Origin of the sequence: Vallitalea guaymasensis, from assembly GCF_018141425.1 — a bacterium.
In the GTDB taxonomy this organism is placed as follows: Bacteria; Bacillota; Clostridia; order Lachnospirales; family Vallitaleaceae; genus Vallitalea; species Vallitalea guaymasensis.
The window spans coordinates 5,048,993-5,071,782 of sequence record NZ_CP058561.1 but is presented as its reverse complement, the minus strand read 5'-3'; the positions used below and the strand labels follow the sequence as shown (position 1 = coordinate 5,071,782).

Genomic DNA, 22,790 nt, shown 5'->3' with positions numbered 1-22,790 from the left:
TGATTATTTCACCATTAGGAGGTTTTATTATACCTATTTATTCTGCACCCTATATCTCAAAACCGTCTTCAATTTTGATTTCTCAGTCTTTCTTACATCAGAAAGATAAATCTCTCTATGTCTCAGTGTTTTTATCTCTAGATCATTTTCTTCAATAAAATCCTTCATTTGTCTAAAAGTTTCAGGTTCATCATCATATGACCCAACATGCATCATCTGAACAGATAACCCGTCTTCCATAGTATCAAAAGTTATTTCATCTAATAAAGGGTGTGGTTTCTTCTTCTTGACATTCTCCAATGCTATATCAACTACTTCCCTAGTCACAAATTCAGGTTGTCTAATCATGATGGTATATAATAATTCATCTTTATCCAAGCTATCACTTAGTTTACCTTGCTCTGTCAAATCCCATACACCTTCAAGGGGATAGACAGTATACTCAAAATACCCTTCGGGAGTATAACCTTTCTTAGGCATCATCCTTACTGCATATGCCATAGAATATAGAACTCCGATTTTTTCAGCAAATTCTTCACTATTAGGATTCCCTTTACCACTTATCATGAAGAACTTTTGTTCAGGTACAGTTACTAATTGTGGTTCAGCCTTAGGAACATATAGATTTTTTTCTGTCTTTCTCCATTCGTATTTCATATTATCTCTTCTTTCTTACATTAATATATAGAATAATACCATATATAATATGACAACATTCATGTCATATTAAGAAATATTATGGAAAGATTATTTATCATGTTTATCATAAATAGTGTAAAAAGAAATTATCTCACCAGTTTTTTTATTAAGATAAATGATTGTAACTATTCCTGGATTTTTAACATCTTCTATTAATAGAGCATACATGTAATTGTTAACGGTATCAATTATTTCAGGTTCTTCTATTTGATTGATATTATTTTTCTGAATAAAATCTAATGCTATCTCATTTAAAACTTCTTCGGATAGATTTTCCTTATCACTTGGTTCAGACGTTTGTGAATGATGAGTATAATCACTTATATTACCATCCATTGCATTAATCAAAAAAGAAAATCTCTCATCTACTTCCGGTAACTCGAATTTTATAGAATATAATCCTAATTCTAGGTTTATAAGATTTTCCTCACTGATATTCTTGTAATCTTTTAATATATCCTTATCTTCGTACATACATTCTATCTTTAATTCATTCAGATAAAGTTTTCTATCCAAGTTATTTTCTAAGAATTCCAAAGCATATACAAGTGCTTCATCTTTTGTCATTTTATCACTTTTTTCCTCTGTATCCAACTGAAGGCTAGATAGATCATATTCTTCTTCATATAGAGTATCTTTTTTGATCTTAGTACTAATTCTACAAGAACTAAGGAGTAAATTTGCTATCAATAATATTATAAGGAGTATTAATTTTTTATGCATCCTGGTTACCTCCTTGATTATTATTGAATGTCAACACTATAGAAGTTCCTTTGTTCAACTCACTCACTACATCTATTTTGATATGATGAAATTCAGCAATCTTAGTACATAATGCAAGTCCTAATCCAGCTCCATTCTCCGAACGGGTTCTTGATTTATCAATCATGTAGAAGGGTTCAAAAATCTTATCAATATTTTCTTGGTCCATTCCAATACCATAATCTGTTATGGTAACTTGTTGATTATTACTATCAATTGATATGATTATCCTTGAATCTTCATATGATGCACGTATTGCATTCTCTATAAAATTAATAAAGAATACTTGCATCAAATCCTGCTCCATATAACACTCGAAATCATCGCCTATTAATTCTATATCAATTGATTTTTCTAAGATCTTTGGTCTTAGAGTTCCAATGGATTGACTACAAATATCTTTGATTCCATATTTTTGAAATTCAAATGAATCTTTTTTTATCAGTAATAGATCCATAAGTTTAAAAGATAATTGCTGCAATCTCTGCCCTTCCTTATGAATATATTCTAATCCCTCATAGAATACCTTCTCGTCATATTTTGAACGCTGCAAATAATCTGCATAACCTATTATAGATGTAAGTGGAGTTCTAAGTTCATGTGTCAAATTTTCAATGAAACGCTGTTTTTCATTATTCTGTTCTTGCAGCTTGTCAATTTTAGTGGATATCTCATCTGCCATATGATTAAAATTATCAGCCAATATACCTATCTCATCCCCAGAACGGACTGACACTCTTTCGGAATATTTACCTTTGGTAATCTTTATTGTAGCTTGCGTCAACTTGGATAAAGGCTTAGTCAAGAAATTACTAATAATAAACATTAAAAACATGAATACAACCAAAAAGCATAAATATAGTTTTAACGTAAAATTATATTGTTCACTACGCTCATCATAAATATTAGTCAAATCATAGATATATGAAAAATAATAGTTGTCATCACTGAATTTTAGAATACTGGATATGAAGATATAACTTCTATCCCCAATATCCTTAATTATATATTGACGGGTATTAGGTTTTAGATTATTAAGATCTTCTCTAGATATATTATCAATGAAATTTGTATTACTGAAAATAACTTCTTGTTTATCGTTATAGAGTTCCAGATAAAAATTATCAGAATTATAATTACTAGCATATACATTAAATGAGGATACTAGGGTTTGAGTACTGGACAGAGTATCTCTAGAATATCTTTGTAGTTTTTCATAGGCTGGTATATCCATATTTATACCATTATATATATTTTGATGTTCATTAAGACTGTTGGTTACTTGTTGTGTGAGTGTATTATTATGAAATGTTTCAATAATAACAAATACTGTAATCCAAAAGATTAAAGAAAATAAGATTATAGAGAATAGATACAGTTTAAACCAAATCTTCAATGTTATTCCTCCAAGCGATACCCGATTTTATAAACAGTCTTAATGTTTTCCTGTAAGTCCAGTTTTCGACGAAGTGTGCCAATATGCATGTCTACAGTTCTTGTTCCACCTAAATAATCAAAATTCCAAACTAATTCTATAAGTTTTTCTCGTGAAAGCGCAATATTTTTGTTTTTCACAAGTATACATATGAGTTCATATTCTTTTAGGGTCAAATCAATTATTTCATTATTCTTACGTACAATATGTTCTGATACATTTATTTCAATATCCTTGAATCTTAAGATATTATTTACTTTATTAAAACGTCTAAGAATAGTTTCTATTCTTGCTAATAACTCTATAGCTTCAAAAGGTTTAACTATATAATCTTCAGCCCCCAATTTCAGTCCCTCTACTCTATTAATAACGTCTGATTTGGCAGTCAAAAATATTACTGGAATATCTAAATGTTCAATCTTTTGCATTAATGTAAAACCATCTATCTTAGGCAACATCACATCTAATAAAATTAAATCATAAGTATTTTCTAAAATAAGTGCAAGAGCTGTTTCACCATCATAGGCTTGTTCCGTATAATACCCTGCTGATTGTAAATTAAGTTTAATTAGATTGGATATTGCTGCCTCGTCTTCAACAATTAGTATGTTCCTTTTCAAGATATAACCTCCCTGTAAATATGTGTCTTATTTTATATCACAAATAAATGAAGGTCAATAGAAAAGCTGTTAATTTACAACTTCTTTACAAATAAACAGAACTTATTATATATCATGGGTTTATATTAATAACATAATTCTATCTTTAATCTTTTGTTTCATCAAATTTTTATTATTTTCACCAATAACAACTGAATCCTTATATAATTTTTTTACCTTTTCCCTTGAAATACCTAGCTTCTTACTTAAAACTCTATCCACCCTCAAATCAAGTGGATATTTACATATAATATCAAGAATGATTTTATTTTCCTCCGTAAAATCATTTTTGATTAAATCTATATCTTCACCAATAATTTCATATTCAACATTCTTAAAATCAAGCTTGACCTTATTTTTATTATGGATAGCAATATCAAATCCATATTCTTTTGCAAGCTCAATATCATTACTTAAAAATAATTCATATTGCTGTGGATCTATATCAGCAGGTGTTATTCTTTCATATATCCCCATATTCCAGGTAGATTTACATTTCTCACATTGATATATAAGCCATATATCCAGCTTATTCTTATTGGCATTTACTCGAAATTTTCCACTACTTCTATAAACAGCATTATTACCGCATTTTGGACAGTTCCTTATTACAGCTGGGATTGTTAAAGGAACTATTTCCCACTTTATGTTTTTTAAATAGCTCATTTTGCTCCTCCTATATATTTATCTCTAGGATTACGCAAAGGCTATTTCACAATATTTGATTTATCATGCATAGCCTTTGCTAAGCATTAATAATAAGTTTTCTCATAAAAAAATCCTCCTTTTAATCAATATGTCACTTGGATATTATACTAATGTTTATATAAAACTACTACCTTATTTTCTTTTCAGAAATAAAAATAAGCCTGAATCAATATACTGAAACAGGCTTATGTATCTAACAATATTTCTTTTTTATATTTAAAATAATTCTTTGAATACTTTTTTGTGATAAATAAAATTCATCTGCAAGTTCCTTGACTGAATGACCGTTACTATATTTCTCGTATATACTCATATTCCTATCAGCTAGATCAGCTTTAGTCGTTGTATTTGCTCCCCAAGCTTTTTTATTTTTTTCCTTCTTGGGTATATAAATATATTCACCATCAATATAATTCTGAATTAATTCTACCAAATCCTTTGGTAATAATTCCGCCGCCTTAATATAGCTCATTTTGCTCCTCCTAATAGATTATTTTTTAGGATTATGCAAAGGCTATTATCTATAATTTTCCAATGCAATAGCCTCTGCTACGCATTTATAACATATCTTCTCATATATAAACCTCCCGTGAATAAATTGTATTCCCTCAATAACATATTAATCAATTAATGAGAAATTTGCAAGATATTATTATTTAATCTTATTATATATCTCCTTAATTTTCTCTTTTAGATATCTATTATCTCTATTAGCGCTATCCTTCTTATTTTCCATATAATTAATGATTTCCACTACAATATCAGCAACTTCATGCTCCTCAATACTACCTCTTATAAAGTCTTTGGAATTAGCTTTTAAGCTTATATTATAATGGTGCTTTATCATGTCATTTAGAATATTGTAGATTTCATTTTCATTATCACTGTTCTTTAATCGCTTATACAGATTATTAAGCTCTTTGTCTTGTTTCTTAGCATACGCCCTTAAAACAATTAAGAATACAGCTAATAGTATTAAGATAATGAGTATAATAAAAGCTATCAACAAACCTTTCTTGCTCATTTTCAGTGTAACGTAATCCTGATCAGTCATATTGTAACTGACCTGATTAATTTTAATCTTTTGAGAAGTTGCATATTCTTTGTTATCTGTTTTATCTCCATTATTGGACTGATTATTGGACTGATTATTTTCTGGGACTTCACCAGTTACGGTAATAGTCTTTCCAGGTATCTCAGCTTTTTTATAAGTTCCTGATACAGTATCAAAGTAGGATATGTAGATAGGATCAATCTTGATATCTCCGTTTTTTTCTGGAACCAATATTACTTCAAATTGCTTTTTAGCATTATATTGATTATTTTCAATGCTTTCATCCATACCTTTTACTGTTTCGTAAACTGAAAATCCGGGTACCCCATCTTTTATTATCTTATCTAGAATCTCTAAGTTACAATTACCAGAAGCTGTAACATTAAGAGTCAGTGAATCCCCATATTCTAACTGGTCTTTATTAAACTCAGCTTCTATTTTCAAGTCACCAACCAGCCCCGAAAAATCATCAGGCTTATTTTCCTCTGGCAAAGGCTTAATAGTTATCTCTTTTTCAGTTGTCCCTAAGTATACTGGTTTAGATGAATCAAAAAAATTCGATGTAGCAATATTAGCTTGAAATTTATATGAAGGTATTGTTACCTTACCTGTCTTTATTGGTGATAAATACATCTTCTTAGCTTCGTATTTAACATATTTATTACCATCAACATAAACATAGTTACCTTTTAGGTCATCATTGGCAACTTCATTAACCATAAAGTCATCAAAACCTATTTGATCTGCAAAACCATAGCTTTCAATGCTATAACGTGAATAGAGTTCATAAGTCAAACCAATCTTTTGCCCAAAATAAATTTCGTCATCAGAGATTAAAGTCTTTAAAAATATATCTTTGACCTCCTCATTATGAACATCATCATTCCTTTTGCTGACATTTACTTTCAATGAATTGGTTTTACGTATATCCCCCTTATAGTTGATACTACCTTGAAGAGTGAATTCTCCTTCTTTCTTTGGCATCAACACATAAGTAACATCAATCTGACTAGTTGTATCTCCATTTATAATTCTAGTAGATGTTGATTGACTTGTTGATAATACATCAAAATTATCTAATCCATCTATTGCCAGATCCTTACATCCATTAGCATTTATTATTGAAAAAACTAGATTAGTACTGACCCCTTCCTCTAGATTAAGACTGTCGATATCAAGACGAAACTCTGCCTCTTTTTTTGCTAAAACGCTTCCTTCTGTAAGTAATATAAGTGTAGTTATCAAACATAATATGAAGGAAATTCTAACTTTCATTCTTTTACCAGTCATATTTCTCCTCCTTACCACTGTTTTTTACTTGTTGATTATTTTTCAAACTACTCTCTTCTTGTTTCTCCAACATCTGTAGTACCTGCATTATGTCTTTATCATTTTGTTCTCCTTCGGAGGTATCTTCCTTATTCATGCTGCTACCATCTTCTTTATCCTCATCAGATTTTTCGCCCTGTTCTTGCTGATTCTTCTTATCTTCGTCTTGATTTCCTTCTTTATTCTTGGATTGCTCACTTTCTTGTTCCTCTTCCTTGTTTTCATCTTCTCCATTTTCGTTTTTATTTTTGTCCTCACTACCAGATTCATTGTTTTGATTATCTTGGTCCTGCTGTTGTCCTTGTTTATTGTCCTCATTTTCCTGATTGTCTTTATTATCCTGCTGGTCGTTTTTACCATCTTGATTATTTTTGTTATCATCTTGTTGATTTTCTTTGTTGTCCTGTTGATTTTCGTTATCTTGCTGATTCTGATTATCTTTGTTCATCTCATCTATTTTACTTTTTACAAGCTCATAATTATATTTCAACTCTACATTACTAGGGAAATTGACCATACCGTTTTTATAAATTTCCAGAGCCTTATTATAGCTCTCCATTTTCTGGTTCATGTCATTACTGCTATCAGCTAGCTTATAACTGCAATTCCCTTGGTGTAAATATTTATCTACTTTGTCAGAAGCTTTATCATAATGTTCAATTGCCTGTTCATAATTATTCAATTGATATGATGCTTGTCCAGAGTTATAGTTAAGTATAGCATCTTCAGAATTCTTTTCTAATGCCTTTCTATACACTTCTAGAGATGTGTCATAGTCTTTTGAAGCATATAACTTATTACCACTGGCTATGGATTTTTTTATTTCATTATTGAAATCAAGTACTCCTGTCAAAAAAAGTAATAACATGACTACTATCAATGCTCCAGATATAAAAGAAATCTTTTTCATCATAACTTCCTCCTTTCTGGAATGAAATATGCTAGAATAAATAATAATATCCCTGCACCTAAAAAGTATTGATATAACAATCTATATCTCTTCAATTTCCTAGTTTTCAACACGTCTCTTTTTAGATGGCGAATATCATTCGTAAGGGAATCAATCTCTTCACCAGTTAATGATGATTGATAATATGCCCCATTACCACTAGAAGCTAAACTTTTCAATATATCCGAATTCAATTTTGACATTACTGGCTGCCCATTTTGGTCTTTTTTATAATCTATGACATTATTAGTAGCAGGGTCATATACAGGTATTAAACCGCCTTTATCTGTACCTATACCAATAGTAAACACTTTCAAGTTATCATCATTGATCTTTTTAAGTACTTCCAAACTGTTGGAATCATGTTCTTCTCCATCACTCAAAACTATTACAACTTTATCTGCACTAGAAGTTTGGTCAAAAGATTTATCAGCTAGGCTAATTGCAGTACCAACATTACTGCCTCCTCCTCCAATCATATCCGTATCAATTACCTTAAGAAACATCTTAGCCAAGTCATAATCATCGGTCAAAGGCATTTGAACAAAAGCTGATGATGAAAAAGGAATAAAGCCTATCCTATCTCCTTTAAGATTATCAATTATATTCTCAACTATCTTCCTAGCTCTGCTAATCCTATTAGGCTTGATATCTTCAGCTAGCATACTCTTGGAAGTATCAATGAGAACATATATGTCAAGTCCTTCTCTATTTACTTCCGTAAGCCCTTTCAGCTTCTGAGGTCCAAGAAGAGAAAATACTATTAAACCAATAGCAACAGTCATTAAAATGATTTTGACAGATATAAATCTCACCTTAGCATCAAACTTCAACAAATTCAATATTTTTTTCTTTTTATAATATCCTAGTATAAAAACAGCCAAACACGCTATCAGAATTATGATATATATTATATTAAAAGGATATCTAAATTCTAAACCATTCAATAAAATAACCCTCTTTCTATCTTAGTTACTGCATACATTATGGAATTTGAATATAAAAATAACGGTCAAGGAAAATACCTAGCAGCAGCAAAATAAGAGCTACTTTAATTAAATCAAAAGCAAGTTCTTTGTACTGTACAAAATCATCCCTATCAAATTTTGTCTTCTCTAGTTCATTTATATCTGAAAATATCTTAGACATTGCCTGGGGATCTCTTGCTCTATAATACTTGCCACCAGTTTTTTCAGCGATACCTTTTAATAATTCTTCATCAAGTCCACCTTCATATCGCTTATATCTAGTTTGTCCAAATATATCTACTTCTGGATATATGGTTTCATCTGTTCCTACACCAATAGTATATATTTTAATGCCTAATTCTTCTGCCAAATCAGATGCGGTATTTGGCTTAATGGCTCCTGCGTTATTTTCACCATCAGTAACTAATATCATAACCTTAGATTGTGAATCACTCTTTTTCAGTCTGTTAAGTCCAACAGAAATAGCCATGCCAATAGCTGTACCGTTATCATTAACTGATTCTGTGGTTATCTCTTCCAATGACTGCTTTACAATGTTATGGTCAAGTGTCAATGGTATTCTGGTGTATGCAGTTCCAGCAAATATTACCAATGCTAATCTATCTGAAGGTCTTTCTTCTACAAAATCCTCAATGGTTTTCTTAGCAACCTCAAGGCGATTAGGCTTGAAATCTACAGATTCCATTGAACCAGATACGTCTAGTACCATTGCAATATCTATCCCTTTTTCCTGTATGGTGTCTGGTTGGCTGGTCAACTGAGGTCTAGAAAGTGCTACAACCAATATTATTAAACTCAAGCATATCATGTACTTACTGATTTTATGCTTATAAGTTTTTTTAAGCCCAGAACTTTTTAGCAACTTAACACTAGAAAATTTTAATGTAGTTTTGTTTTTCTTGATTATGAAAATATATATAATTAAAGGTATAAACAATAAGAAATACCAATTCGCTAATCGTATCATACTTCTACCTCTTTTGCTTGTTCTATTTTTTCCACTATTTCTACAAGTCTTATAAGTAATTCTTGTTTTTGTTCTGTGGTAACCGCTACTCCTGTGAATTTGTAATAATCACACATCTGAAGCCAAGATTTGATATCAGGTATATAAGGCTCCAAAACAATTATTGATGAAATCTCGGCTATTATTTCATTACATGTCTTACCTCTAATAGAACATGAATACTTTGTCTGCAGATAATTCTTCAGATTCAATGTCATAGTAACAAAACAATCACGTTCTTCTAATGAAATCTCATCTGTTGCTTTTTTGAAAATAATAAAAGCACTTACTGGACCTGTCTTTCTTCTTTTCATGTATTGCCATAGACTTATACATCCTGTTATCAAAAAGATACCTATCAATAGATAAAATATATAACTATAATTAAACGAGAATCCATAACTCTTTGTACCCTCATCACCTTCATATATTTTATCTCTATCAATCTCTTTAAGAGTTGATTTAATCTCTATCTCTATTTCATTATTATCTATCTGAATAGTTTTCTTACCAGTTTCAAAACTGCGTAAAGTCAATAAATATCCTTTGTCAGTATCCTTTATATCAACTATTTCAAAATCCTTGAATTTATCTCTTATATCATCTTCACTATATAAATTTGTTTCAATCTCTATATTAATCAAATCACCAACGTATATACTTCTTTCCTCAGCTAATATAGTCATAGATGAAATAAGCAACAATAAAGATATTAAACTAATTAAATATATAACTTTTCTTTTTCTCATCTATTACCCCTTCTTCTGAAAAATTGTTTTAACGGTTTATAATAATCTTCGTCAGTGTATATGTTAATAATGTTTTTTCTATACATCTTAAAGTTATTATCTAATTTATATTCTTTCTTAAGATTATCCAGCGCTATTATCTCTCCTGTCTCCAAGTCTTCAAAAGTAAAAATAGCACCAGCAGGAATCAGTTCTTCCGTTCTATCAATAACACGTACCATAACTAGATCATGACGTCCAGAAGTAATTTTAAGGTCTTTTGCATAACCTTCATCAAGGAAATCTGATATAACAAAAACCACACTTCTCTTTTTCTCAATTCTATTAAAATATTGTAGTGCTCTCCCAAGATTGGTTCCCTTATTCTTAGGTTTGAAATCAAGAATATTTTCTATAATTGATAAAACATGCTTTCTTCCATTTTTGGAAGGTACGAATTTTTCAACTTCATCAGTAAATAGAATCATACCAACTCTATCATTATTTTTACTTGCTGATAGAGCTAATGTTGCACCGATGCTTGCTATCAATTCTTTTTTGTTACCAAAATCACTTGATTTTGACATATCAATAATTAGAAACATGTTCAATTCCCGTTCTTCGCAGAATTGTTTTACATATGCTTTGTTATGACGAGCTGTAACGTTCCAATCAATATTTCTAACGTCATCACCATGATAGTACTGTCTGATATCGTCAAATTCCATTCCTTTACCCTTGAAGCCAGAACGATATTCGCCTGAAAATATTTCTTCAACTATTTTATTGGACTTTATTTCAATTTGTCTTATCTTCTTAATCATTTCTCTTGAAACCATTGTTTAACTCCTTATCTATGGTAAGTTAACCTTTTCCAAAATTCCAGCTATTATATCTTCAGAAGTAATATCATCAGCTTCAGCTTCATATGAGAGTAATATTCTATGTCTTAGAACATCATATGCCATAGATTTTATATCATCTGGTACTACATAATCACGCCCTTCTAAGAAAGCTCGTCCTTTTGCAGATTTTATAAGACCTAAACTAGCACGTGGTGATGCACCGCAAGCTATATAATTAGATTTTTCTCTAGTTTTCAGAACTATGTCAAGTACGTAGTTCTTAACATTATCATCTATATAAATACCGTTTATTTGTTCTCTTAGATGTAATATATCCCTGCATGATAAAATCTTAGTAAGGTTAGGTTCATAGTAATTATCCATAGTAAAACGATCAATGATTTTACTTTCTTCATTCCTATCAGGATACTTCACTTTAAGTTTCATCATGAATCTGTCCTGTTGTGCTTCAGGAAGTGGATAAGTACCTTGTTCTTCTAGTGGGTTCTGTGTAGCAATTACTAAAAATGGTCTTTCCAACTGGTAAGTAGTATCACCTATTGTTACTTGTTTTTCCTGCATTGCTTCTAGTAGAGCTGATTGCACCTTAGCAGGGGCACGGTTTATCTCATCAGCAAGTATTAGATTACTGAAGATAGGTCCTTTCTTAATAATGAATTCACCATTCTTTTGGTTATATATCTCTGTACCAAGGATATCTGCTGGTAATAAGTCAGGAGTAAATTGTATCCTTTTGTAATCAACTCCACTTACCTCAGCTATAGTACTTGCTGTCAGGGATTTTGCTAGACCTGGGACACCTTCTAATAAGATATGTCCTCCAGTCATAAGACCAATGAGTATTCTGTCAACCATATAGTCCTGTCCAACAATCACCTTATTTATTTCATCTTTTAGTGAATATATTATCTGTTGTTTATCAGATAAACTTGTTATTTCCATTTCTTAATCCTCCTTAGTAATACAAATATGATATTTAATGCAATACCAATAAATACTATTTTATATTTATTTTTTGAATTATATATGAATAAATTGTTAATTATAGCAAAATATTTGATTTTTTTTGTTTTACTACTAATAATCCTTATAATGTCAGTGCTCTTTGTGAGCAATATCACCATAAAAAAAGCTGCTAAGATAGCCAGCTTAAAATTAATCGTTTTACAATTTAACTATGTACTTATAACAGTTTTTCCGCTTGCATTTGCACCTACCATGATTGTCAACTGTTCAATATCTAAGGTTGTCTTATCAAAGCTTTTAAAATTTTCAAATGTAAAATTCCTAATCAAATAAATCACCTATTCATAGAGATTATTTCTCCTTTATTGATAACTAAAACTTCTATCCATTTTCTAACATAATTTTATTATATATTAACTAGTCCAAAATTGCTATAATATATTTTTATGGTTACAAATCCATTCTAACTCCAAACTTCTTCAACCAATCTTTTCTAGATTCATAGTCAGGTAAAATGGAAACAACCAACTCCCAAAATTCATTTGAGTGATTAGGATATATCATATGACACATTTCATGTACAACAATATAATCCAACACATTAGATGGTGCCATTACACAACGCCAGTTGAATAATAATTCATTCTTAGAAGTGCAACTTGCCCATCTCTTCTTTTGTTCTTTAACCTTAATATTAGAAGGTTCAACCTTAAAAAAATGCTTATAATATTCAACTCTTTCAGTAACTTTTTCTAATGTCTTAGTCCTATACCATTTCTCCATTAATCTTTGAAGTACAATTTCTTCTTTGGTATTAGAAATAATATATAACTTGCCTTGATATAACTTAACTTGATTATTCTTAATATTTTCATCTATTAACAATTGCATCGAATAATTTCTGCCTAAGTACATAAAACTTTCCCCTGAAACATATTCTTTGTCAATCTTTCTATACTCTATATCTCTAAACTCAAATAATCTCTGTACTATCCAAGATGCCTTGCTATACACTTTTTCTTTAATGACTTCTTCATTTGTATCTATAGGAGCAACCACCTTCACAATATCTGGTGCTTCTACACTTATTTCTAGACTCTTTCTATCTCTATACTCAACACTAAACTCAATAACCTTTGTTCCATATTTAATTTCTAGTCTCATATTTTCCCTCTAATCTATTACTGAAAAATGTTTTTTAGCTAACTGTAACAATGGTTGTATTAGTCTATTTCTTGCTTCTATATTAATTTGTCTAAAATATGCTGTAGTAAGTTTTAAGTAAATCGCTCTTTTTATATCATCTGTTTTTGTTGGATTAGTAGCCCAATCTATCATGTACTTATTTTTAACTATCTCAGCAACATCTTTTGCTATATTTTTTGATAAAATAACTACATCATTAGATACATACTCCGCTGTTGCTTCCTTACCTAAACTAATGCCTGTTTCATCTTCTATGTCATCATTTAACTGCTTTTTCACTGTTTCAAAAAATGCATACTCTTCTTTGGATAAACCAAGTAACTCAGCCTCTTTTGACTCTCCTGTTTCAATATCATTATCAATGAACTCTTTTAACTTTTGTTTTCTTGCTATCCAATTATTAACTGTTTCATCAAGAATATGTTGAAGCTTTTCTAATAATGATGTATAGTAAACAGGGTTATTATCCATCTTTACATTAATAACATGTTTTATGGCATGCTCCATGCTTGATGCAACTGCTTCATCTGATTTCTGTGAATTAATCTTAGTCTCAAAATTAGGGTCGAATAACGTTATAGGTTCTATCCACTGCCTAACACCTTTTGACTGTAGATGCTCTGATATCAATTCTCTTACTTTGTTGCCACAACCAGCAATATCTAATTTATTTTCTGGCTGAAATCTTGCTTTTGCTGCTGCTCTTATATAGGATAACCATTTCAGATCATTAATATTTTCAGTTGGTACATGTGCAGGTAAAATCTGTTCCATATAACTAGCAAACCTTTTATAGGCAAGTTCAAATTCTGACCTCTTATCTTCCGGTTTAATTCTGTTAACCAAACCATCCAAATCACTTTTATCTATACCTTGAAACATATTCATAACTGCTTCCCTATAAGAAAGCATCTGTTTATAAATAGATTCTATAGATTCCATAGGCTCACCAAGTTCTTCTTTATCAAATGTTTCTAATGCTTCCTCCAAGTAATTGGATATACCATAATAATCTACCACATACCCGCATTTCTTCGATTCGTCATAAGTTCTATTAACCCTTGCTATAGCTTGCAATAAGGTATGTTCTTTTAGAGGTCTATCTAGATACATCACCTGTTCTACAGGTGCATCAAAACCAGTTAAAAGCATATCTTTTACAATGATAAAACATAATTTATCTTCTTTAATAGGCTGTTTGAATCTTTTTATTAAGTTTTCCTGCTCTGTCTTAGTTGTAAAATGTTCTTTTAGGTACTGCTCGTCATTAGGACTACAGGAAAATATTATCTTAACCTCAAGATTTTCTCCCATTATATCTTTCATATGTTTAGTTAGCGCATTATAATATTTTACACATGCTACTCTTGAAACACATACAATCTGGGCTTTAAACCCATTAGGATATATTTGTTCTTTAAAATGAATCAACATGTCCTTAGCTATATCATCAATTCTATCATCAGCTTCTATTATAGCTCTTTTATTAGCATATTTCTGCTTAATTGCCTCTTTTTCCTCTTCATTTCTACCATCAAAAGTTTCATTGAATAACTCTTCTAGGGTATCTGCCTTAATCTGTAAATCTGGTTTTCTGCCTTCATATACAATTTTTACTGTTGCACCATCTGCCACAGCATCTTTAATTCCGTATTTATCAATATATGAACCAAAAGTTCTTTTGGTAGACTTATCTTTTTTATCTATTGGTGTACCAGTAAACCCTAGAAATGCTGCATTAGGTAGTGCATCTCTCATATTTTTAGCCATACCTTTATATTGACTACGGTGAGCTTCGTCAGTAAGTATTATAACGTTTGTTTTAGTCGTTAGTACTGGAAACTGTTTATCATATTGTAAGTTACTTATCTGTTTATCATCTTTTAGGATTTCTTTTTCTTCTTTATCACTTTGGAACTTATGTATTGTAGTCATAATAATCTGAGGTCTAGCAAGTTCTAATAACTCTTTTAATTTAGCTACACTATCTGCTCTAACTGGTGTAGTAATGGTAGATAAAGTCCTTATAAAAGTTTGATATATCTGCTTATCCAAATCCACTCTATCAGTAACCACTACAATAGTAGAATCTTTTAATTCCTTAATCCTTCGTATTTTTCTTGCTAGAAAAACCATAGTCAGACTTTTGCCCGACCCTTGAGTATGCCATATAACTCCGCCTCTGCTAATAGAACTCTTACCACTTATAAGTCTTGTCAAAGCCTTATTAACTGCTCTAAATTGCTGATATCTACATACTTTCTTGATTCCACCTTCAAAAAGAAGGAAGTTTCTCATGATATCCAACAAGTTATTTTTTTCTAGAACACCTTGTAAAAAAGTGTGCTGTCCATTATCTTCTACCCCTTCTATGTTCTTATTCATAAAAGGGTATGGGTCTTTCCATTCTTGATAATATTGATAAGATGAACTTATTGTTCCTAGGTAACCATGATATTTATTAAGGATTCCAGTAATGAAGTTAGTGTAGAATAAACGTTCTGCTCCTTCAATCATATTACCTTTTCTTAAGTTCATATATCTGCGTAGTTGTTCAAAAGCTTCCTGTTTCCCCATGTTTTCATTGTTGTTTTTTTCTAAGAATGGAGATTTACATTCAATAACTACTACTGGTATACCGTTAATGAATATTATTAAGTCTGGGATAATATTTTCTTGGGGTCCATGAACTTTGAACTGTCTAGTCACTAGGAATTCATTATTATCTATGTTGTCCCAATCTATAAACTTAACTGTATGATATTTTTTCTGACCGCTGCCATCTATATCTTGGTCTAGTGAGTAGGACAAGTTAACAATAGCATCATATATTTTTTCATTGATTTCATATAAGTTAATACCTAAGTTTTCTGGTCTAGTTAGGTATCTGATTGCTTTAGTTATGTTGCTGTTATTCATCCATGGATTAATTCGTTTTAGTGCTTTTTCTAATCTATTGGTTAAGATTACTTCTGTCATTGAATCACGTTCACCATATTCGGGTGTAAGTTGTTGTCCATGAATAAAGTTGTAATTTAAATTATTTATTAAATATTCTTTTGCTGGTTGTTCTACTAAGGTTTCTTCGTTGCCTAGTATAGACATTTATTTCACCTCGAATTCTATAATGAATAAAATTATAATTATTGTGGTAATTAAATAACTCGTTTTTTTCCTGTTAGTAGTTGTTGCATTAGTCCTTTTTTTAAGTATTGAAGTTTTTCTTTCTTATTGTTATATTCTTCAATTTCATCATCAATTACCAATAATATTCCCCCTATTTTAATTTGTTCTTTCAATGGTGGATATTGTATTTTCATATTTTCAACTTCTTTTTTTGATATTTCTAAGAATGTACTTCCACTTGACAAATTTATTAATCTAGGTATTAGTGTATCTATCAAATAATATAGAAATTCATTATTTAATGATTGTTTACATACAAAAGATTTAAAACCTTGATTGGTAGCTATAGGTACTGTATTTATAGATTTTTCACCTATAGTAGCTCTACTTGTCATCAATATACTTCCTACAGGCAATAAATTTGCAGAAGAATTCTTTAATCCGTCATAAGTAATATTTTTATTTGTTTCCCTAATATATTTACTTCTAGATGTTATATCAGTTGGAGTAGCCCAGGGAATATTTCCATCTAACCAAAATGTTTGTTTATTAGTACTAGGTGTTCCCCCACTCACCACTTCAGATACTTCTCTTAATTTTTTTACTTCCCACTCAACAGGTATCTCTCCCACTTCCGTCTTTTTAAATTCTGTATGTCCAATTCCTTTAGTAAGAAGTTTTCGCATTAATCCTATTTTTAGTTCTTTTGTCTTTTCAATTAATGCTTCTGTTTCTTCAATATGTTGGTCTACTGTTGATAGGATGAAAGCTATTTTTTGTTGTTCTGGTAGGGGTGGTACTGGAACTTGTAATAAACTGTACTCCTTACTATTAATACCCGGTTGACCACTTCTTAAAGACATTCTTTTTACCCATTTCCAATAATTTGTTGATTGAACATAATATTTCAAAAATTTAGCATTATACATTTTACTATCAATGGAAAATTTAATTAAAAATCCTGCAAAAACTAATATACCATCTTTTTTATTATATAAATAAGATTTTCCTGTTGTATTTCCTGTTCTTGCAAATACTATATCCTTTTCTTTTAATATATATTTACATATGTCTGATTCATTAGCATTAACTGTTTTTATTTCTTTATTAGATAAATTATAATTATTATTTATATCTGTTATCCTTAAATATCTAATACTACCATTTTCAAATTCTTTTGCAGCTGCATTAATTCCATATTCACAATTTCCTATGCATATTTCTTTTAATTGTTTAACTTCCCAATCAACAGGTATTTCCCCTAACTCTGTATTTTTATATCCTTCTTTCACCATCTCACCAACTTTCTACTATATTGTCTCAAACCCTAATTCCACCAAATACTCATTCAACTTACTCTCCGTCTCCCGAGACTTCTCCTTAATTTCCTTAATTTCCTTAATAACTGCCTCAATATCCACCTCAGGCTCTGGCTCAGCAGTATCCACATACCTGCTTATATTCAAATTATAATCATTCTCTTTTATACTCTCGAAACTAACCAAACTAGCAAATTTCTCAACATCTTGATAATCGTCATATACCTTTGTTATTTTTTCAATATCTTCTTTTCTTAACTTATTCTTATTCCCATCTTTCACAAATCCTTGACTTGCATCTATAAATAAAACCTTTCCTTTTCTCTCTAATGGTTTATTCTTATTAATAATTAGCAATGCCGCAGGGATACCAGTACCATAAAACAAATTAGCTGGCAGTCCAATAATAGCCTCAATTAAATCATCTTTTAGTATACCTTTTCTAATCTTGCCTTCTGCTCCACCTCTGAATAATACACCATGAGGTACAACAGTTCCCATCTTACCTTTTGAGTTAAGACTAGCAATCATATGTGATACAAATGCTAAGTCTCCATAAGATTTTGGTGGTATACCATAGACAAATCTATGATATGGGTCAGCCTGTGCTTCTTCAATACCCCAATTTTTTAGCGAAAATGGAGGATTAGCTAGAACTTTATCAAATGTTTTTAATGTACCACCTTCAGAATGCATAGGTGTTCTAATAGTATCACCTTTTTTTGATATCTGCTCCTCTGGCATCATGAAATAACATATTCATCTTGCATATAGCCCAAGTAGATAGATTTATCTCTTGTCCTGCAAGTGATACGTTTTTAGGATTACCACCATGTTTCTCAATATAGTATGTAGAATTGATAAGCATACCACCACTACCTACTGTAGGATCGTATATTCTATCTCCTTCTTTTGGTTTAACTATGTTTACTAATAATTTTACAACTTCTTCTGGTGTATAGAACTCTCCACCTTTTTTACCACCTTCATCTGCAAATTGCTTTATAAGGTATTCATATGCATTACCTAATAAATCTTTATTCTCTAGATAATCATTAGAAAGATTTATTGTATCAAATAGTAATAATAGTTGTGAAAGTTTTTTGTCTGGAACTCGTTCTTTATCGTTATAATTGGCTGTTGTAAGAACACCAATCAATTCACTATTTTTAGGTTCATCTTCAATAGCTTTGAAAGCTTTGTCTAATTCTGGACCTATGTTTAGATTAAGGTTTTTAAGGTTGTCCCATCTTGCTCTAACAGGAACAAAAAAAGCTTCATAAATGGATGGTTCTTCAAGTATTATATCTACTTCATTTTTATCCATTCCCTGATCTAAGAATTCTTCTTTCTTAGATATTCTCTCTACTTCAAATTGATCATTCATTCTCTTAAGGAATAATAGACCAAATATGTAATCTTTATATTCAGCAGCATTCAATTCGCCTCTTAATATATCAGCAGCACTCCACAGTGTTGATTCTAATTTTTGCAAAGTTAACTTTTCCATTAGTGACACTCCTCTAGTTTATATATGTGTTTTTTACATTAATCGACTGTATATAATTATAACATATCATATATATAACATAAATATATAAATCAAATAAAATCTCCCTCCTAGTTCATTCTACAACCAGAAGAGAGATTCTTTTATTGCAAATTAATCATTTAATTCATTTATATAACTCTAATATTATATTCACAACCCTCTTTAACAAGTAAAGTAACATAACTATACTCTTGCCCTAATGAATCTTTCTCATATATCATCATATAAGGTTTATCATTTACCCATACCTTATCTTTTCTACCTCTGAAAATAGCTTTCCAGTATAAAGGTTCACCAGATATATTTTTAAAAGTTGATGAAGAGCTACCTTTATGATGGATACTTATATGATTATTGAATACTGGTACGTTCTCAAGTTTCCCATATCCAGTATCATTCAATTGGCTAATAGTAGATACTGTTCTATAAGAATAATCTGCTTTCACACCCATAACTCCCAATACAATGGTAGCTATAACACTATAAGATACCTCTGGATAATCACGCCTTTTTAGCTGAGGGTCACTTAATTTCAATAGTAGTTCATAACCTTTTTTAGTTGAACCATACTTATAGAAAAGTTCTGGGAAATAGGATAGTTCTTCAACGTTATAAGCACCTTTTTCATAAATATAGTCTAATACTCCTTGTATGTATGGAGTATCAACTAAATCAAACCTTAATGGCATGGTATTACATATACCTATATAAGTATCAGTATATATCCCATCTCTATTTTTAATACTGTAAAAACTTTTTGTATTCCCATTATACCAATCATTATTATATATCTCTTTGATTCCTTTTGCTTGCTCTTGATAGTCATAAGCCTTTTCATAGTCATGATTCAGTGACAATATTTTTGAATAAGTTGATGCCCCTGTGTACTGAGCAGCTAACATATCTGCTATTAATAGAGCATCTTGATTCTTCTTATCTTCGTTATATGATGCTATACCTCTTCTGCCGTTGACCTCATTAAATTCAATGAAACCATCACCATCTTTGTCCCAATGATTGATATAATCATTCAATGTTTTATTATAAAAATATAAATAACTTTCTCCATTAATATAATCCAAATTTCCAGTCCATAAATATTGGTTATAGCAACAATTGATAAGTTCAAAATTGGCAGGCAGGTTATACCAGAAATCATCATCATTAGTATAATCCACTTGACATGGTTCGTTATTTAGATTAATTTCCCAATATGTACACCAATCTCTGCTGCTGGATATATTCTCAACGAATTTATTCAACATATTTTTGGTGATATGTTGAAGCCCTAGAAAATGAGCACCCATACTTTGATGAAACACATCTCTCATGCAAAAACTCTTCCTATTCGGTAACGCTGCTTCGTACCAATCACCTACTTTGTCTTCATAATTCACATAACTAAGAGCTTGTTCCTTAGCCCAATTGAATGCTTCTGTTAATTTTTCATCTGATGAATTAAATGTTATTCTAGTCAATTTACACTTCCTCCTCACTAGCCTTTTACTGAACCCATTGTAATTCCACCAACAAAGTATTTTTGGAAGAATGGGTATACAAATACGATAGGCAATGTAACAACCATAGTAGTAGCCGCACGCAAAGTAATACTACTTACATTTCTGAATTCACTAGCTTCATTTTTAGATGCTACATCTTGAATTTTTTCCAGAGCTTCTACCTCAAGCAATATCCTTCTCAGATATACTTGCAAAGTATCCAAATCTCCTGATGGATTATAAATCAAACTATCAAACCATGAATTCCAATGGTTAGCACATAGATATATTGCAATAGCTGCAAATACTGGCTTACATATTGGAGCTATAATCTGAAAGAAGATACGTATTTCACTACATCCATCAATCCTTGCTGATTCTACTATACTATCAGGCAATCCCTGCATATACGAAGAAATGATGAGCATATAGTAGACATTAACTAGTGATGGCAACCATAGTACAGTAAAGGTATCGTTTAATTTCAGATTCATAACCAATAAGTAAAAAGGTATTAATCCACCGCTAAAATACATTGTAAATATGAATAGTACTCTCAAGAATTTACGCCCTGAGAAGTTTTTAACCGTTACAACATAAGACAATAACCCTGTAGCCAATAAACTTGTAGAAGTACCCACTAGTACACGAGCTACCGAAATCAGAAAACCTTTTGTCAAATTAGTATTTTCAAATAGCATCTTATAGTTGGTAATGGTAAATACTCTAGGCAATAAATAAATACCACCTCTTGCTGCATCTACACCATCATTAAGAGATAGTATAAATTGGTTGTAAAAAGGATAGATCATAATAATTGCAAAACTAACCATAAATATAACATTCAATAAATCAAATACCCTGTATACAGTTACATTAAGATATTTACGATGTTCCAATATACTCACCTCCTAAACTATAGATGTATCTGAATACTTCTTAGCGATTTTGTTGACTGTGAACACTAGTGTTACTCCTATTACAGATTTCATTAAACCAATAGCTGTTGCAAAAGAATAATTACCAAGCTGAATACCGTATTTATACGCATAGGTATCCAATACTTCATAATATTGTCTTGTTTGAGGATTACCAATCAAAAGTTGTTGTTCAAAACCTGCATTAAGCAAACTGCCCATACCAAGTATCAGTAACAAGATGATTGTTGTACGAATACCAGGTAAGGTTATATGCCAAATCATACCGAACCTTCCTAATCCATCTACCGCTCCAGCTTGATATAATTCTTTATCCACACCTGCAATAGCTGATAGATATATGATTGATGACCAACCCACTCCTTTCCAGATATTTAATCCTGTAATGACACCCCAGAAATATTTCCCTGTACCTAGAAAGGAAATAGGCTTATCAATAATTCCTAATGATAAGAGAATATCATTAAGAAGGCCTTCATTCCCTATTATAGTGAAAGCAATACTTGCAGTAACTACCCATGAAATGAAATGAGGCAAATAGGATGTAGTTTGAATGAATTTCTTGAACCTCAAATTCTTTAATTCATTGAATAATAAGGCTAGTATTATAGGTGCCGGAAAACCAATAATGATATTCAGACCGCTAATAGCAATGGTATTTCGCATGACCATACTGAATTCTGGCGAAGTAATGAATTGCCTAAAATGCATTAACCCAACAAATTCACAATCTGTAATAGCTTTACCTGGTATATAATTCACAAAAGACATTAATACACCATACATAGGATAATAACTGAATACCAGCACCCAAATAATCAAAGGAATACTGATGAGCCAAAGTTGATAATCTTTCTTGAAGATTTTTACGAACCTGTATAATTTATTTTTTTTCTTAGTAGTATATGTATTATTAATAATGCTTTGCTGCATGGTTTAACCCACCTCCCATATGTGATATGCTGAAAGAAAGAGAAGAAAATTATATTCTCCTCTTTGT

At 30.7% G+C, this 22,790-nt stretch carries 20 protein-coding genes and 1 pseudogene; all 21 read right to left on the bottom strand.

All coding sequences use genetic code 11. The features are described from left to right. Nucleotides 1–33: 33 nt before the first annotated feature. The 21 genes and pseudogenes from HYG85_RS21845 to HYG85_RS21745 all read right to left on the bottom strand — a co-directional run bounded on the left by HYG85_RS21845 (nt 34) and on the right by HYG85_RS21745 (nt 22,723). A complete protein-coding gene (locus HYG85_RS21845; RefSeq protein WP_212691442.1) occupies nt 34–657 on the bottom strand; it encodes a GyrI-like domain-containing protein in 624 nt (207 codons plus the stop codon). Between the two features lie 90 nt (nt 658–747). After that, the gene (locus HYG85_RS21840; protein ID WP_212691441.1) at nt 748–1,422 is read right to left on the bottom strand and encodes a hypothetical protein; all 675 of its coding nucleotides are present in this window, start codon (nt 1,420–1,422) and stop codon (nt 748–750) included. Beyond that, entirely contained in the window at nt 1,415–2,857 is a 1,443-nt protein-coding gene (locus HYG85_RS21835) for a sensor histidine kinase (protein WP_212691440.1), read from the bottom strand. Before HYG85_RS21835 ends, HYG85_RS21840 begins: the two co-directional genes overlap by 8 nt. A gap of 2 nt (nt 2,858–2,859) precedes the next feature. Beyond that, nucleotides 2,860–3,516 (bottom strand): response regulator transcription factor, encoded by a 657-nt coding sequence (locus tag HYG85_RS21830; RefSeq protein ID WP_113675275.1) that lies wholly within the window; start codon nt 3,514–3,516, stop codon nt 2,860–2,862. Nucleotides 3,517–3,636: 120 nt separating this feature from the next. Next, nucleotides 3,637–4,221: a DUF1062 domain-containing protein gene (locus HYG85_RS21825; protein WP_113675276.1), complete on the bottom strand. Its 585-nt coding sequence runs from the start codon at nt 4,219–4,221 to the stop codon at nt 3,637–3,639. 235 nt (nt 4,222–4,456) lie between these two features. Further along, nucleotides 4,457–4,735 carry a CD3324 family protein gene (locus HYG85_RS21820; protein WP_113675277.1) on the bottom strand — a complete coding sequence of 93 codons (279 nt, stop codon included), beginning with the start codon at nt 4,733–4,735 and terminating at the stop codon, nt 4,457–4,459. A gap of 180 nt (nt 4,736–4,915) precedes the next feature. Next, nucleotides 4,916–6,607 carry a BatD family protein gene (locus tag HYG85_RS21815; RefSeq protein WP_212691439.1) on the bottom strand — a complete coding sequence of 564 codons (1,692 nt, stop codon included), beginning with the start codon at nt 6,605–6,607 and terminating at the stop codon, nt 4,916–4,918. Beyond that, nucleotides 6,597–7,559, bottom strand: a complete 963-nt coding sequence (locus tag HYG85_RS21810; RefSeq protein ID WP_244971244.1) for a tetratricopeptide repeat protein — start codon at nt 7,557–7,559, stop codon at nt 6,597–6,599. The genes HYG85_RS21815 and HYG85_RS21810 overlap by 11 nt, the downstream gene beginning before the upstream one ends. Beyond that, nucleotides 7,556–8,542 carry a VWA domain-containing protein gene (locus HYG85_RS21805; RefSeq protein ID WP_212691438.1) on the bottom strand — a complete coding sequence of 329 codons (987 nt, stop codon included), beginning with the start codon at nt 8,540–8,542 and terminating at the stop codon, nt 7,556–7,558. The genes HYG85_RS21810 and HYG85_RS21805 overlap by 4 nt, the downstream gene beginning before the upstream one ends. A 37-nt stretch (nt 8,543–8,579) precedes the next feature. After that, complete coding sequence (locus HYG85_RS21800) at nt 8,580–9,551, bottom strand: VWA domain-containing protein (protein ID WP_244971243.1); 972 nt, start codon at nt 9,549–9,551, stop codon at nt 8,580–8,582. Continuing rightward, complete coding sequence (locus HYG85_RS21795) at nt 9,548–10,339, bottom strand: hypothetical protein (protein ID WP_212691437.1); 792 nt, start codon at nt 10,337–10,339, stop codon at nt 9,548–9,550. Before HYG85_RS21795 ends, HYG85_RS21800 begins: the two co-directional genes overlap by 4 nt. Then, on the bottom strand, nt 10,336–11,157 hold the full coding sequence (locus HYG85_RS21790; protein ID WP_113675282.1) for a DUF58 domain-containing protein: 822 nt from the start codon (nt 11,155–11,157) through the stop codon (nt 10,336–10,338). Before HYG85_RS21790 ends, HYG85_RS21795 begins: the two co-directional genes overlap by 4 nt. A 15-nt stretch (nt 11,158–11,172) precedes the next feature. Beyond that, nucleotides 11,173–12,126: an AAA family ATPase gene (locus HYG85_RS21785; RefSeq protein WP_193774718.1), complete on the bottom strand. Its 954-nt coding sequence runs from the start codon at nt 12,124–12,126 to the stop codon at nt 11,173–11,175. A gap of 233 nt (nt 12,127–12,359) precedes the next feature. Then, the gene (locus HYG85_RS21780) at nt 12,360–12,479 is read right to left on the bottom strand and encodes an AAA family ATPase (RefSeq protein WP_212691436.1); all 120 of its coding nucleotides are present in this window, start codon (nt 12,477–12,479) and stop codon (nt 12,360–12,362) included. 121 nt (nt 12,480–12,600) lie between these two features. Then, nucleotides 12,601–13,314 (bottom strand): M48 family metallopeptidase, encoded by a 714-nt coding sequence (locus HYG85_RS21775; protein WP_212691435.1) that lies wholly within the window; start codon nt 13,312–13,314, stop codon nt 12,601–12,603. A gap of 9 nt (nt 13,315–13,323) precedes the next feature. Then, nucleotides 13,324–16,461 carry a type I restriction endonuclease subunit R gene (locus tag HYG85_RS21770; RefSeq protein WP_212691434.1) on the bottom strand — a complete coding sequence of 1,046 codons (3,138 nt, stop codon included), beginning with the start codon at nt 16,459–16,461 and terminating at the stop codon, nt 13,324–13,326. Between the two features lie 50 nt (nt 16,462–16,511). Beyond that, a complete protein-coding gene (locus HYG85_RS21765; protein ID WP_212691433.1) occupies nt 16,512–17,777 on the bottom strand; it encodes a restriction endonuclease subunit S in 1,266 nt (421 codons plus the stop codon). 15 nt (nt 17,778–17,792) lie between these two features. Next, nucleotides 17,793–19,311 (bottom strand): annotated as a pseudogene (locus HYG85_RS24845) (type I restriction-modification system subunit M). Between the two features lie 170 nt (nt 19,312–19,481). Then, on the bottom strand, nt 19,482–20,831 hold the full coding sequence (locus tag HYG85_RS21755) for a glucosidase family protein (RefSeq protein ID WP_212691432.1): 1,350 nt from the start codon (nt 20,829–20,831) through the stop codon (nt 19,482–19,484). Nucleotides 20,832–20,848: 17 nt separating this feature from the next. Next, nucleotides 20,849–21,751 carry a carbohydrate ABC transporter permease gene (locus tag HYG85_RS21750; RefSeq protein WP_244971242.1) on the bottom strand — a complete coding sequence of 301 codons (903 nt, stop codon included), beginning with the start codon at nt 21,749–21,751 and terminating at the stop codon, nt 20,849–20,851. A 12-nt stretch (nt 21,752–21,763) separates the two neighbouring features. Next, complete coding sequence (locus HYG85_RS21745) at nt 21,764–22,723, bottom strand: ABC transporter permease (RefSeq protein ID WP_113675291.1); 960 nt, start codon at nt 22,721–22,723, stop codon at nt 21,764–21,766. Nucleotides 22,724–22,790: the final 67 nt, after the last annotated feature.